This window comes from Leisingera sp. ABM4_101, from assembly GCF_056158725.1.
The window spans coordinates 3,335,370-3,349,978 of the sequence record NZ_JBSWTV010000002.1 but is presented as its reverse complement, the minus strand read 5'-3'; the positions used below and the strand labels follow the sequence as shown (position 1 = coordinate 3,349,978).

The window sequence follows — 14,609 nt, the reverse complement described above, 5'->3', positions numbered from 1 at the left end:
GCCTAGTCTGCCCGCCAAAAGACCAAGAGGCGTGGCATGGGCAGACTGTTCAAACTTACCGCACTGATCTGGATGCTGGCCGCAGGCGCCTGGGCGCAGGGGTTCAGCGGCCTGGCCCGGATCGACCCGGAAACCAGCCGGGTGACGGATGCCTGGCAGGGGGCTGAGGTTTCCCTGGGCCTCAGTCAGGGCGTGCCGTTCCGGCTGTTCACATTGGACGGGCCGCCGCGGCTGGTGCTGGATTTTCAGGAGGTGGACTGGACCGGTCTGACGCCGGAGGCGCTGTTGCAGGGGGAACAGGTCTCCGCGGCGCAATTCGGCACCTATGTGCCGGGCTGGTCGCGGCTGGTGCTGGAACTGGCAGCGCCGATGAAGGTGTCCCAGGCGGCGATGACGGTGGATCAGGTGACCGCTGCGGCCCGGCTGATGGTCTCGCTGGAGCCTGCCACGGCAGAAGAATTTGCCGCCAAGGCCGGCGCCCCGAAGGACCCGCGCTGGGACTTGCCCGCGCCGGAGGCGGTGCAGGGGCGAGGGGTACGGGATGAAAACGCGCCCTTGCTGGTGATGCTGGACCCTGGCCATGGCGGCATTGATCCGGGCGCCGAACGGGACCACCACAGCGGCCATGTGGTTGAGAAACACCTGATGCTGCAGTTCGCGCAGGAGCTGGGCGAGGTGCTGATACGGTCGGGGCAATTCACCGTTCAGCTGACCCGCGATGACGATTACTTTGTGTCGCTGGAGCGCCGCATCGCGCTGGCGCATCAGGCGGGGGCAGATGTGTTCATCTCGCTGCATGCGGATACGATTTCCGAAGGCCGGGCGCATGGCTCGACCGTTTACACGCTCTCCAAGGAGGCCTCGGACGTGGCCTCAGCCAAGCTGGCGGAGCGGCATCTGCGCGGTGATCTCTTGTCCGGCACCGATCTCAGCCAGGCGGACGACGGGGTGACGGCTGTGATGCTGGACCTGGCCCGGCAGGAAACCCAGCCGCGCAGCGACGCGCTGGCGGCGGCGCTTATCAAGGGATTGCGTGAACAGGGCCGGCCGATCAACAACCGGCCGCTGCGCTCCGCCGGGTTTTCGGTGCTGAAATCCGCTGACATCCCTTCGGTGCTGGTGGAGATCGGCTTTTTGTCCAGCAAGCGGGACCTGAAGAACCTGGTGGATGCGGACTGGCGGGCCAAGGCGGCGCGCGGCATCCTCGACGGGCTGATTGCCTGGCGCATCGAAGACGACGCCCGCCGCGCGCTGGTACGGCAGTAGGGGGAGGCAATGAAACTGATCTGGATGTCAGATCTGCATTTCGAGGCAGAGGGGCTGGTGCTGGGCTATGATCCGCGAGCAAGGCTGCAGGCGGCGGTTGATTATATCTCGGCACGTCACAGTGACGCTGCGGCCTGCCTGACCACCGGTGATCTGGTAGAAACGGGAACTGTTCAGAATTACAGGGCGTTGCAGGGGCTTCTTAACCAATTGCCAATGCCGGTTCTGCCCCTGGCCGGCAACCACGACGACCGCGACGCCCTGCGGGAGGTGCTGCCGCTGCCAGGATCTGCGATGCCCGGCTTTGTCCAGTACCGAGCGGATTTTGCCGGGCTTTGCGTTTTGGGCCTGGATACGCTGATCCCCGGAGAAGACGCAGGACTATTATGCGCTGAGCGGCTGGACTGGCTGAAGGCAGAGCTGGATGCTTTGGACGGCCAGCCGGTGATTGCTGCCATGCATCATCCGCCGCTGAAGCTGGGCCTGCCGATGCTGGATCCGGATAATTTGCAGAACGGGGATGCGCTGCTGGACCTGCTGGCGGATTATCCCAATGTGCTGCACCTGCTGGCGGGCCATGTGCACCGGCCGTGTTCCGGCACCGCGCGGGGTATCCCCTTCACCACGGCAAAATCGGTGCTGTATCAGGCGCCGCCGCCGCGCCCGGAGTGGGATTGGAGCAGCTTCCGGCCCGCGGCGGAGGCACCTGCGCTGACGGTGCTGGAGCACAGCGCGGCCGGGCTGGTGCTGCAGCAATGCCAGTTTTGTGACCACGCCCATGGCGGTCCCGCTGCGTAAGACGCCGCATCAGGCGGGGAAATGTGATAGGATTCTCCCATCTTTCCCGGCATAGATCCGCTGTTTCCTGTTTTGACCCCGAGGATTGCCGCGCCTATATAGGCGACACCTCGCGAGAAAGGCCAAACCCGTGCTCAGGTTCATACTCTCCTTCTTCGGTTCCATCTTCAGCACCATCACCCTTGGGGTGGCGATGGTGGCACTGACCATCGGGGCGGTGTTCTGGATCTACGGGCGCGACCTGCCGAGCCATGAATCGCTGGCCCAGTATCAGCCGCCTACGATCAGCCGGATCTATTCGGGCGAGGGGCATCTGATCGACGAGTTTGCCAAGGAACGCCGCCTGTTTACCCCGTCGGCGGAAATCCCGGATCTGGTGAAACAGGCCTTCATCTCGGCAGAGGACAAGAATTTCTACAGCCACGCAGGCTATGACGCACGCGGCATCGCTGCGGCGGCGATCGAGGCAGTGCGGTCGCGCGGCCGGAACGTGCGCGGCGCCTCCACCATCACCCAGCAGGTGATGAAGAACTTCCTCTTGTCCGGCGACCGCCGGGCAGAGCGCAAGATCAAGGAGATCATCCTGGCCACACGGCTGGAGGAGACGCTCGACAAGGAGCGGATCCTGGAGCTGTATCTGAACGAGATCTTCCTGGGGCAGAACTCCTATGGTGTGACGGCGGCGGCGCAGACCTATTTCAACAAGACCTTGGGTGAGCTGGAACCGCATGAGGCGGCGACGCTGGCCTCGATGCCCAAGGCGCCGTCGGATTATCACCCGGTGCGCCAGAAGGAGCGTCTGCTGGCGCGGCGCAACTACGTGCTGCGTGAGATGCGCGAGAATGGCTATATCTCCAAGGACGTCTATGAGGTCGAGGTGGCGCAGCCGCTGCGCTCCGTCCAGAATGGCGATTTCGAGGGTTTCCGCACCGCACTGCCGCCACGCGACTATTTCACGGACGAGATCCGCCGCCAGCTGACCGAGGATTTCGGCGAGGGCGAGTTCTTCACTGGCGGCTTTACCGTGCGCGCAACCATCGACCACGAAATGCAGGCCGAGGCGGCGCTGGCGATGCGCGGCGGCTTGCAGAAATACGACCGCTCCCGCGGGATCTGGCGCGGCACCGGTGTTACGCTGGAGGAGGCACAGCTGACGGATGAGGCCGCCTGGCGCGTAGCGCTGGCGTCGGCCGAGGTGTCCCGCGACATTGATCTGGGCGGCAAGTGGTATCCGGCGGTTGCGCTGGAGGTGGGCGACCAGTCCCTGACCGTGGGGGTTGAAGGTGCTGAGGGCACCGGCACCGTGCCGCGTTCCGACATTAAGTGGATGAAGGGCAGCTTCAAGGACAACATCAGCCGCGGCGACGTGGTGCTGGTGCGGGCCGAAGAAAAGAACGGTGAATTCAGCCACTGGTCGCTGCGGCAGGTGCCGGAAGTGCAGGGCGGCTTTGTCGCGATGGACGTGAACACCGGCAGGGTTCTGGCGATGCAGGGGGGCTTTTCCTACCAGCATTCGGTGTTCAACCGCGCCACCCAGGCGCTGCGCCAGCCGGGCTCCAGTTTTAAGCCGTTTGTCTATGCGGCGGCGCTGGACAGCGGCTACAGCCCGGCGACCATCGTGGTCGACGCCCCGATTGAGATCAACACACCGCAGGGGCTGTGGCGGCCCAAGAACTCCTCCAACAAGTTTTATGGCCCGACACCGCTGCGCACGGGTATTGAACAGTCGCGGAACCTGATGACCATCCGCCTGGCGCAGGAGGTCGGTATGCCGGTGGTGGCGGGATATGCAGAACGCTTTGGCGTCTATGACAACATGGGGCCGTTCCTGGCTAACTCGCTGGGGGCAGAGGAAACCACGCTCTATAAGATGGTGGCGGCCTATGCGATGTTTGCCAACGGCGGCGAGCGGGTGCAGCCGACACTGGTGGACCGGGTGCAGGACCGCTTTGGCAAGACCATCTACCGCCACGACGACCGTGACTGTGTCGACTGTGCCGACCCTGCGCTGGCCCCTGGCCAGGCGCCGCGCATCGTCACCGACCGCGAGCAGGTAATGGACCCGATCACCGCCTATCAGCTGACGTCGATGATGAAGGGTGTGGTCGACCGTGGCACCGCTTCCAGTGTCATCAACCTGCCGGTGCCTGCCGCGGGCAAGACCGGCACCACCAATGATTCCCGCGATGTCTGGTTCGTCGGCTTCACCTCCAACATCGTGGCGGGATGCTACATGGGTTTTGACCAGCCGCGCCCGATGGGCCGCGGCGCCTATGGCGGCACCATGTGCGGGCCGGTGTTCCAGCAATTCATGAAGAAGGCGACCGAGAAATTCGGCGGCGGCCCGTTTGAGGTGCCCGAGGGCGGTCATTTCATCAAAATCGACCGTTACACCGGCGCGCGCCTGCCCAACGACGCCTCTGGCGCCTATGTGGTCGCGGAATATTTCCGCGACGGGTTCGAGCCGATCTTTGGTCTGACCTACGATGGCGGTTTTGCCATGGGATCAAACCTGCCGCTGATCGAAGAGGTGCAGGAATCAGGCCGTCAGGTTACCACCTCCAGCGGCGGCACCGCCGTGCTGGGGCCCAAGGCAACCTTTGGCACCATCAGCTCCGGCGGGCTTTATTGATCCGGCGGGGTTTGCGGCCGCAGCAGCGCGGCCTCATGGCGCGCGGCGCACAGGCGGGCAGTTTTGCCGCCTTCGCCGTTGTGCCAGCGCAGATCTGGCATGATGCGGAACAACTCTTCGCGCACGGGACCCTCCAGGGCTGAAACCGCCTGAACACCGGGATGAAAGCTCTCGGTGGCGGCGCCTTCGGCATAGATGATCTCATGCTGGTCAAACAGCACATGCACATAGGTGACCATTCCGCCCGGCTCGCGCCGGATGGAGCGGTCGTTCAGCATATGCACCGCTGAGACCAAAACCTCGCGGTCACCGAACAGCAGGCTGGCCTGAGGGCCGGTGAAAAGCATCCGGTGCTGCGGCGAGACCAGAAGGTCGCGCTCCGCCCCGAATTGGCCCGCCTTGATGCGGATGGGGGCCAGATTTCTTGAAGCAGGCACCGTTGACTGGCTGATCCAGCGCACGGGCTGCAGCCCGTTGTCCCGCGTCATCACCTGATCACCCGGGCGCAGGGTCTCAATGGCGCGCATACCAGCGGCGGTGGCGATACGGGTGCCGCTGGTGAAACAGATGATGGTCTCGATGCCGGAGAAATGCACGGTGCTGCCGTCCAGCAGCTTGGCTGTGCCGGTCAGGCTGCCGCCGGTGTTGTCAGTAATGTTCAGCGTGCCGGTGTCGAGCTGGCCGTTGAAATCAAGCGTGTCACCCGCGGTTTCGCCATCGTCGCCGCCAGTGATGGTGATATCGCCGGTGATGAAGGTCTCGTCCGGCGCGATTGTGAAATAGTCATCACCATCGCCGCCGCTGGCGGAATTGCCCTCACCCGCGGTGATGCTGTCATCCCCAGCGCCGCCATCCAGCGTGTCGGCACCGCTGCCGCCGTCCAGCGTGTCGTCGCCGCCCTGGCCATAGATCACATCATCTCCAGCACCGCCTGAAATGCTGTCATTGCCATCGGAGGGCGTTTCCGGCGGCACCGTGAAGGTGATGTCGGTGACCATATAGTCAGAGCCGTCGGTGCCATCGGTCTGCAGGTTGGCGGACAACACCAGTTGGTCAAAGGGGCCATAGCCGTTGATGTCGACAGTTCCGATGCCGCTGCCCGCGGTGTCCTCGGTAAAATCGCCCTGGGCGACCAGCACGCCATCCTTGTAGATCGCCCAATGCCCCTCTTCGCCGAAACCATCGGTATAGAGATGCTTGAAGGAGAAGCTGGCGTCTTCGGTGTCCTGGTCGAAATCGACGATCAGCTCTTCGGAGATGCCGGAGGCCTTGTCATAGCCGATCTGCTCATAGACGTTGCCGCTGTCAGTATCCGAAATCGCACCCGCAACCCCGAAACCGCCGTCGTAGTAGTCAATATTGGCGGCGCTGGCGTTGCCGGAAATGTCCTTGGCGGTCACCGTGAAGCCGCTGCTGGTGTCGGTGACATTTGACGCATTGATGCTTTGATCAGAGTCGGTCAGGCCCGCTTCGCTGCTGCTGTCGCCATAAATGGTGTCAGCGCCTGCGCCGCCCTCCAGGCTGTCGTCGCCTGCGCCGCCGAACACCATGTCGTTGTCCGCACCGGCATCAACAGTGTCGTTGCCGGCGCCTGCCTCCACCGTGTCCTGATTGCCGGATGCACCGCCGCCGCTGCCGTTGTCGATCTGGTCGCCATCGCTGTCGGTATAGCTGCTGTCAATATTGTCAGCTCCGCTGGTGCCCTCCACGGGACCGTCGGTGTCTGTATAGGCTGGCGGGTTATCCGCGGTGGCGGAACTGACGGAATCCGGCGGGCCCAGGTCCGGCACGAAATAGACATTGCCATCAGCGGCCAGGTAGTAGACCCCGGTTTCGACCTCGTTCGTGTAAGGCGTGCCGCCATGGGTGCCGGTCCAGCTCCAGCTTCCGGCGCCCAGGTTCTGGTCGGTGGTGAAAGAGGAATAAGTGGACGTAATCGTATCGCCGTGATCGAGCGAGCCGTCTCCAAGCTGGACAAGATATCCGCTGGGCATAGTCCAAGGTCCCCGGTTTCCGGACGGCAGCCCGCCCGTCAATGTTCCAGCGGTCAGACTGCATGAGCCCGCGTTAAGGCGGCGTTTGCCTTCCTTGGAAATTTATGCGGAATTTTAAGAGGTTTTTCTGCAGCACCCGGCAGGCCTGCGGCCGGTCTGGCCGCTTGCCCGCGGCGCAAGGGTGGTTTATCACGCAGTCCTGATCTCAGATTGCAAGGACCTCCCATGCGCGCGGAAACCCAGAACATCGTTGCAGACATCGAGAAATCGCTGGAACTGCTGGCCCAGCGGATGAACTGGGAAACCGCCGAATACCGGCTGGAGGAGTTCAATGCGCGGGTCGAGGATCCGAACCTGTGGGACGATCCTGAAGCTGCGCAGAAACTGATGCGCGAGCGCCAGGCGCTGGTGGATTCCATTGATACCTACAAGGGCATCCAGCAGGATCTGTCCGACAACATCGAGCTGATCGAACTGGGTGAGATGGAAGATGACGCTGAGGTCATCAAGGATGCCGAGGCGGCGTTGGCGGCGCTGAAGGAAAAGGCAGCTGAAAAAGAGCTGGAAGCGCTTCTGGACGGCGAGGCCGATGCCAATGACACTTTCCTGGAGATCAACGCTGGTGCTGGCGGTACAGAGAGCTGCGACTGGGCCTCGATGCTGGCGCGGATGTATGTCCGCTGGGCCGAGAAGAAGGGTTACAAGGTCGAGCTGCAGTCCGAAAGCGCAGGCGACGAGGCAGGCATCAAGTCTGCTGCCTATAAGATTTCCGGCCACAATGCCTATGGCTGGCTGAAGTCCGAGAGCGGCGTGCACCGGCTGGTGCGGATCTCGCCCTATGACTCGGCGGCCAAGCGGCACACGTCGTTCAGCTCCGTCTGGGTCTACCCGGTTGTGGACGACAACATCGAGATCGACGTGAACCCATCCGACATTCGCGTCGATACCTACCGCTCCTCCGGTGCGGGCGGCCAGCACGTCAACACCACCAACTCAGCAGTGCGGATCACCCACATCCCGACCGGCATCGTGGTGACCTCGTCCGAGAAATCCCAGCACCAGAACCGCGATATCGCCATGAAGGCGCTGAAATCGCGCCTCTACCAACAGGAGCTGGACCGCCGCAACGCTGCCATCAACGAGGCGCATGAGGCCAAGGGCGATGCCGGCTGGGGCAACCAGATCCGCTCTTACGTGCTGCAGCCCTATCAGATGGTGAAGGACCTGCGCACCCAGCATGAAACCTCTGATACCAAGGGGGTGCTGGATGGTGACCTGGATGGTTTCATGGCGGCCACGCTGGCGCTGAATGTCTCTGGCAAGAGCCGCGCGGACGCGCAGGCCGAGGACTGATCCGGCACCGCCGCAAAAACTGGATATCCGAATGCACAGAGCCCCAGGGCAGCTAGCCTGGGGCTCTTTTTCCACGCGCGTTCTTTTTATCCTCTGCTTATGGTAAACTAAACCCGCGGTTTTGGCTTATTGTTTCCAGTTCCGGAGCCGCTGTTAAAGATTTCAGTCAGGTAAAGAGAGGGATGGTGCCATGGCCGATTTTGAGCTGAATTTGGCATTTGACGGTGAAACTGAGATTCCCCGGCGCGAGGGGCAGCCCGCGGTCCCGTGGGGTAACAGGTTTCTCAATTCCTACAACATTTTTGAAAGCGATCCGGACAACCGCCTGATTGTGGACGCAACTCTGTCCGGCGAGGACTGGATCGCAAAAATCCTCCGCTTCGGTGATGAGGCAAGAACCAATGTGACGCAGATCACGGACGCCGGCAGCGGCGCCGGCCGCCGGATTGACTATCTAGAGGTTGGCTACAACTCTGAAATTGAACTGGACTCCACCCGCATTCGCCAGATCAACGGCTGGGACGGCGAAAGGCATATGGTCACGCTGGGCAACAACCAGGAAGGCAGCACCTTTTCCATTTTCCTGTTTGCCGCAGAAAACATCCTGACCACGGGCAATGCGCATGTGTTCAGCATACAGACCGGTCTTGGCAGCAGTGATGTGGACCGTGCCAAGGGCGATGTGATCACCATCGGGACAGGTGGCGCTGGGACGGTTCGGACCGGTGTAGGGGACGACAAGGTGGTGATCCGCAATGGGTTTGCTGAGTTCGTCAGCACGTCAAACGGCAATGATACGGTGATTGCTGGCGCCAGCGGTGCTGGTGTCATCCGGACCGGGGATGGCAAAGACACCATCCGCACCGGCACGGAATGGGTGGAGCTGATCTCAGCCGGCGGCGGCAATGATACGGTTGTGGTCGGCACCGGCGGCGGCGGCGTGGTCCGGCTGAGCGGCGGCCGGGACGTGGTAAAAGTTTCGGAAACCAATCCGGATTTCGGGCTTCATATCAACGGCGGACGCGGCAAAGACACCGCGGATTTCTCAAAATTCTCCACCGGTATTGTGGTCTCGCTGGACCTGGATGGCGCCTGGCAGAATCCTGGCGCGCGAGGCGGGAGGCTTGACGCGGACGGGCGCGGGTTCTTTCAGCTGACGGGAGTTGAAAACCTGGCGGGTACCGCAAGGGGCGACAGGCTGACGGGGGATGGCGGTGCCAACCTGTTGTCTGGCAAAAGCGGCAATGACCGGCTTTTTGGCCTTGCCGGCAACGACACGTTGAACGGCGGCGGCGGTAAGGACCGGCTGAATGGCGGGGCCGGCAGCGACACGCTGAATGGCGGCCGCGGCAATGATACGCTCGATGGGGGCGGCGGTGCCGATACCTTTGTGTTTGGTTCTGGCGGCGGCGATGATCTGGTCAGGGATTTTACCGATGGCACCGATCTTTTTCAAATCCGGGGCCACAGCGGCGGGTTTGCCAATCTGGCAATCTCAGACAACAGCGGCGACCGGCTGATTGCCTATGACGGCGGCAGCATCCGGCTGGACGGCGATGCTGGGCTTGGGCTGACTGCAGATGACTTTGCCTTTGTCTGACGCCTTCCAGCGGCGGAACCAGGGGCGGGCCGCGAGATCCGCCCCTTTTTCGGCTCAGGGGGGCGGCGCGTTGACGGCGGCGGTACCCGTCAAACATTTATTCAAGAGGCATTTTTTAATAGCTGGTTCGCGGTTAGGCTGTCTAAAAAAGAAGAAGAGGGAGGACTAACTGCAATGACACCTGAAAAGCCCTTTGGCGTGCCGCCGCTGAAACCGGTCACCACACCGATGCTGTTTGAAGCGTTGCGCCGGGGCTGGGCTGACTTCCGCAAAAAGCCGCTCTACGGGCTGTTCTTTGCTGCGGTCTATGTCCTGGCTGGCTGGGGGATGGCCTGGGTCACTGTGCGCACCGGCACCACCTATTGGCTTGTGCTTGCCGCCATCGGCTTCCCGCTGATCGGCCCGTTCGCTGCAGTCGGGCTCTATGAGGTCTCGCACAGGCTGGAGCAGGGCAGGGGCATTGCTGTCGGCCGGATCCTGGGCGTGGTGCTGCAGCAGAGCCGCCGCCAGCTGCCATCGATCTGCGCCATTATTGTGGTGGTGTTCTTGTTCTGGTTTTTCCTTGGCCACATGATCTTTGCCCTGTTCCTGGGTCATGCCACGATGACCAATATCACCAGTTCAGCTGAGGTGTTTCTGACTGCCAACGGGTTGACGATGCTGGCCGTGGGCACGGTGGTGGGCGCACTGTTTGCGCTGCTGCTCTACATGATCACAGTGATCTCTCTGCCGCTGCTGCTGGACCGCGAAGTGGATTTCGTCACCGCAATGATCACCAGTTTCCAGTATGTGCAGCAGAATTTCGTGGTGATGATGATCTGGGCCGCGCTGATTGCCGGGGCCACTTTTGCGGCGCTGCTGCCGTGGTTTCTGGGGCTGTTCCTGGTGCTGCCGCTGCTGGGGCACGCCACCTGGCACATCTACCGCCAGGCCTCCGCTGAATAGCCTCAGCGGAAGGGCTCTCCGGTGTGCAGCAGGCGCTGGTGGAACGGCAAAAGTTCCGTTTCATCTGCAAAGCCCGCGCTGCGCGCCGCGTCCAGCACCTGGCGGGTGTCCCGGCCAAGGTGCTCATAGACCATGCGTGTCACCCGTTCGCCAGTGCTGCCTTCACGGACGGTGCGGGCAACGTAGCCGGACCAGAAGTTGTTCTCCAGAGAGGCGGTCCGGGCCAGGTAATTGAAGGAATAGGTCATCGATTTGCGCCGGGCGATGACAAAGGCAACGCCATCCTCGTGGCCGCTGACATAGCCGCGGAACTCCCGCGCTTCGGGGGTTGCGGACAGGCCCTGGCTGAGCATCGCTTCCTTGGCCTCAAACCCTTTGATGTAGGTCACGCCAGCGTCCCGGAACACATAGACAAGACCGATCACGAATTTCTCGTCATTGATAAAACTGCGGCGGGTAAAACGGTAAAAACCGGTTGGGAAAAACTCTTCCCTCAGATGCTGCACACCCTGGCCCAGAAAGTCGGCCAGAAACGGGCCATTGATCACCTGGCCGGCTTTGGACAGTTTGTCCACGGGGTCCAGAAGAATGCGGGCGTCCACCTCAAAGAAGCGGCAAATGCGGTCCAGAACATCGGGGCGCGGAAAGCTTTCCCCGGCCAGATAGCGGTTGAATTGCGTGCGGTTGATGCCCAGTTGCCGCGACAGTTCCGAAATAGAAGGATATTGCCGGGATAATTGACGCAAATTGGCGCCAAACATGTTCCTAAGATCGGCTGGCGAGCGGTTCTGGCTGATCATCCTGGCCTCTGTAAGTGTGATATTTTGCGGCGAATTTGCGCTGCACTGGAACAGGTTATGCGAAAATCCGGCGGAACTGCACCAGATGTTGAACCTGACCGGCGTCAAGTCTGTTGCTAAGTCACGTCAGGAGGCGTGTCAAGCCGACACAAAAACTAGTGCTCCGGCACGTATTTTATCATGTTGGCGTCACTTCAATTGTATCAGAATTGGCAGGCGGCAATGCGAGGACTGGTATGATTGGAGTTGTTTTATGGAGTGACGAATCCCTGAACAAAGCCGTTATCTGGTGCGATGATCAGGGCGACTTGGCCTTTTATACAGGAAAGGCCGGGGGAAAATTCCAGGAACTGAATCCAGGTGATTGGGTTGAGTTTGATTTAACTTTGAGCGGCAATTGCAGGATCGCGGAAAACCCGTCGCTCCTGATTGAGCAGGGCAGCCCTGGGCTGGCTGACCGGCTGTGCGCCGCAGCAGGCGGTTGCAAGGATGCCGCGGCAGAGGCTCAGGACAGCGGAACCGTGGTGCCTTTTCCCATGACCGCGGAAAAAAAGCGGCGCGTTTCCGCGCCGCGTCACTTCAGACAAGGCTGAACGCCGGCACGTTGCCGTGCCGGTTTTTGGATCAGTTCCCGCGCAGCAGCGCCGCCACTCCGGTACGGGCGATCTCGGCCAGGCCAAGCGGACGCATCAGGTCCGCAAAGGCGTCAATCTTCTCCGGCGCGCCTGTGATTTCAAACACAAAGCTGTTGAGGGTGCTGTCGACCACATTGGCGCGGAAGATATCCGCCAGCCGCAGCGCTTCGACACGTTTTTCACCTTCGCCGGCCACCTTCAGGATCGCCAGTTCCCGCTCCACAGCATCGCCTTCGACGGTCAGGTCATGCACGTCGCGGACTGAGACGATGCGGCCCAGCTGCGCCTTGATCTGCTCGATCACCTGCGGCGTGCCGGTGGTGACGATGGTGATGCGCGATAGATGGCCGGTATGGTCCACTTCGGCCACGGTCAGGCTTTCGATGTTGTAGCCGCGGCCGGAGAACAGGCCGATCACACGGGCTAGAACACCGGGTTCGTTTTCCACCAGCACTGCGATGGTGTGGCGCTCCTGCACGTCCGAGAACGTCGGGCGCAGGTTATAGGCGGAATGGCGGGTGGAGCCTTTTTTGATATGCAGGGCAGACATTCGTGGTCTTCCTCTCGTATGTCGCTGCCAGGAAATTTGAATTTCCTGGCAAATTTCTTCGAAGAAATTTGCGGCGCCGCCGCGGTTACACCAGCACTGCGCCGCCGGCCTGGATGACGCCCTGCGTCTCCGCCTCGCCCAGCAGCATTTCGTTATGCGCCTTGCCCGAGGGGATCATCGGGAAGCAGTTCTCATGCTTCTCGACAAGGCAGTCGAAGATCACCGGTCCGTCGTATTCGATCATCTCCATGATCGCATCGTCCAGGTCCGCAGGATCGCTGACCATGATGCCCTTGGCGCCGAAGGCCTCGGCGAGCTTCACGAAATCGGGCAGTGCTTCGGACCAGGAGTGGCTGTAGCGCTCACCATGCAGCAGTTCCTGCCACTGGCGCACCATGCCCAGGCGCTCATTGTTGAGGATGAACTGCTTCACCGGCAGCCGGAACTGCACCGCAGTGCCCATTTCCTGCATGTTCATCAGCCAGGAAGCTTCGCCCGCGACGTTGATTACCAGCGCGTCGGGATGTGCCATCTGCACCCCGATCGAGGCCGGGAAGCCATAGCCCATGGTGCCGAGGCCGCCGGAAGTCATCCAGCGGTTCGGATCCTCAAAGCCCAGGTATTGCGCCGCCCACATCTGGTGCTGGCCAACCTCGGTGGTGACATAGCGGTCGTGGCCCTTGGTCAGCTCTTCCAGGCGCTGCAGCGCATATTGCGGCTTGATGGTCTTTTCCGAGTTCTTGAAGGACAGGCAGTTGACCGCGCGCCAGTCGTCGATCTGGGCGTGCCATTTCGCCAGTGCCTCGCGGTTCACCTTGCGGCCGCGTGCCTTCCAGACCTTCAGTACGTCTTCCAGCACATGGGCGACGTCGCCGACAATCGGAATGTCGACCCGGATCACCTTGTTGATCGAGGAAGGGTCGATGTCGATATGCGCCTTTTTCGAATTCGGGCTGAAGGCATCCAGACGGCCGGTGATCCGGTCGTCGAAACGGGCGCCGATGTTGATCATCAGGTCGCAGCCGTGCATCGCCAGGTTGGCCTCGTAGAGCCCGTGCATGCCCAGCATGCCGATCCAGTTCTTGCCCGAGGCCGGATAGGCGCCAAGGCCCATCAGGGTCGAGGTGACCGGGATGCCGGTGGCATCGACCAGCTCGCGCAGCAACTGGCTGGCGGCATTGCCGGAGTTGATCACACCGCCGCCGGTGTAAAACACCGGGCGCTCGGCGGCTTCGATGGCGGCGACCAGCTCGGTGATTTCCTCCATGTCGCCCTTGACCTGCGGCTGGTAGTGCGAGGCGGCCGGTTTCGGGCCGTTGTATTCGCCGGTGGCAAACTGCACGTCCTTGGGGATGTCGATCAGGACAGGGCCAGGGCGGCCCGAAGTGGCGACATGGAAGGCCTCATGCAGGGTGCCCGCCAGGCTGTCGGTATCCTTGACCAGCCAGTTGTGCTTGGTGCAGGGGCGGGTGATGCCGACAGTGTCGGCCTCCTGGAAGGCGTCCGAGCCGATCATGAAGGTCGGAACCTGGCCGGTCAGAACCACCAGCGGGATTGAGTCCAGAAGCGCGTCCGTCAGGCCGGTCACCGCATTGGTGGCGCCGGGGCCGGAGGTCACCAGCACAACGCCGGGCTTGCCGGTGGAGCGGGCATAGCCTTCGGCGGCATGCACCGCGCCCTGTTCGTGGCGCACCAGCACGTGGCGGATGTCATTTTGCAGAAAGATCTCGTCATAGATCGGCAGCACGGCGCCGCCTGGGTATCCGAAGACTACGTCCACACCCTGATCCTTCAGGGCTTGGACAACCATCTTTGCGCCGGTCATTTCACGTGTCATCTGCTTTTTGCTCCAATTGGCGGCATCGTCCGTTACGCATAAAAAAAGCCCCCGATTTCAGGTCGGAGGCGCATGGGTTCGATTATGGTCTACCGTCACCGGCCCATGCGCTTGGTTCCTACGATTACGACTAGTGCGTTCACGTCACTGGCTCCTTACTGCGTTGCAGCGGACATTATGAGGGCTGGACAGGGGCGTC

General features: G+C 61.8%; 11 protein-coding genes. 7 read left to right on the top strand and 4 right to left on the bottom strand.

The genetic code is table 11. The features are described 5' to 3' along the window. Nucleotides 1-36: 36 nt before the first annotated feature. The 3 genes from ACXAEK_RS17520 to ACXAEK_RS17510 all read left to right on the top strand — a co-directional run bounded on the left by ACXAEK_RS17520 (nucleotide 37) and on the right by ACXAEK_RS17510 (nucleotide 4,696). Nucleotides 37-1,266 (top strand): N-acetylmuramoyl-L-alanine amidase, encoded by a 1,230-nt coding sequence (locus ACXAEK_RS17520; RefSeq protein ID WP_475043820.1) that lies wholly within the window; start codon nucleotides 37-39, stop codon nucleotides 1,264-1,266. 9 nt (nucleotides 1,267-1,275) lie between these two features. After that, the gene (locus ACXAEK_RS17515; protein ID WP_475043818.1) at nucleotides 1,276-2,064 is read left to right on the top strand and encodes a phosphodiesterase; all 789 of its coding nucleotides are present in this window, start codon (nucleotides 1,276-1,278) and stop codon (nucleotides 2,062-2,064) included. Between the two features lie 130 nt (nucleotides 2,065-2,194). Next, nucleotides 2,195-4,696 (top strand): penicillin-binding protein 1A, encoded by a 2,502-nt coding sequence (locus ACXAEK_RS17510; RefSeq protein ID WP_475043816.1) that lies wholly within the window; start codon nucleotides 2,195-2,197, stop codon nucleotides 4,694-4,696. Here ACXAEK_RS17510 and ACXAEK_RS17505 read toward each other — a convergent pair. Beyond that, nucleotides 4,690-6,690: a Hint domain-containing protein gene (locus ACXAEK_RS17505; RefSeq protein WP_475043815.1), complete on the bottom strand. Its 2,001-nt coding sequence runs from the start codon at nucleotides 6,688-6,690 to the stop codon at nucleotides 4,690-4,692. The genes ACXAEK_RS17510 and ACXAEK_RS17505 overlap by 7 nt on opposite strands. Nucleotides 6,691-6,915: 225 nt before the next feature. Between ACXAEK_RS17505 and prfB the strand changes: the two genes are divergently transcribed. The 3 genes from prfB to ACXAEK_RS17490 all read left to right on the top strand — a co-directional run bounded on the left by prfB (nucleotide 6,916) and on the right by ACXAEK_RS17490 (nucleotide 10,588). After that, nucleotides 6,916-8,043 (top strand): peptide chain release factor 2, encoded by a 1,128-nt coding sequence (prfB, locus tag ACXAEK_RS17500; RefSeq protein WP_475043813.1) that lies wholly within the window; start codon nucleotides 6,916-6,918, stop codon nucleotides 8,041-8,043. Nucleotides 8,044-8,233: 190 nt separating this feature from the next. Then, complete coding sequence (locus ACXAEK_RS17495; RefSeq protein ID WP_475043811.1) at nucleotides 8,234-9,643, top strand: calcium-binding protein; 1,410 nt, start codon at nucleotides 8,234-8,236, stop codon at nucleotides 9,641-9,643. A gap of 174 nt (nucleotides 9,644-9,817) precedes the next feature. Beyond that, nucleotides 9,818-10,588: a DUF2189 domain-containing protein gene (locus tag ACXAEK_RS17490; protein WP_475043810.1), complete on the top strand. Its 771-nt coding sequence runs from the start codon at nucleotides 9,818-9,820 to the stop codon at nucleotides 10,586-10,588. A 2-nt stretch (nucleotides 10,589-10,590) separates the two neighbouring features. On the opposite strand, the gene ACXAEK_RS17485 is transcribed toward ACXAEK_RS17490, so the two are convergent. Then, a complete protein-coding gene (locus ACXAEK_RS17485) occupies nucleotides 10,591-11,388 on the bottom strand; it encodes a helix-turn-helix domain-containing protein (protein WP_475043808.1) in 798 nt (265 codons plus the stop codon). Nucleotides 11,389-11,624: 236 nt separating this feature from the next. Between ACXAEK_RS17485 and ACXAEK_RS17480 the strand changes: the two genes are divergently transcribed. Further along, complete coding sequence (locus ACXAEK_RS17480; protein ID WP_475043807.1) at nucleotides 11,625-11,981, top strand: S1 domain-containing protein; 357 nt, start codon at nucleotides 11,625-11,627, stop codon at nucleotides 11,979-11,981. 31 nt (nucleotides 11,982-12,012) lie between these two features. On the opposite strand, the gene ilvN is transcribed toward ACXAEK_RS17480, so the two are convergent. After that, nucleotides 12,013-12,573, bottom strand: a complete 561-nt coding sequence (ilvN, locus tag ACXAEK_RS17475; protein WP_475043805.1) for an acetolactate synthase small subunit — start codon at nucleotides 12,571-12,573, stop codon at nucleotides 12,013-12,015. An 85-nt stretch (nucleotides 12,574-12,658) separates the two neighbouring features. Then, a complete protein-coding gene (locus tag ACXAEK_RS17470) occupies nucleotides 12,659-14,410 on the bottom strand; it encodes an acetolactate synthase 3 large subunit (protein WP_475043803.1) in 1,752 nt (583 codons plus the stop codon). Between the last annotated feature and the right edge of the window lie 199 nt (nucleotides 14,411-14,609).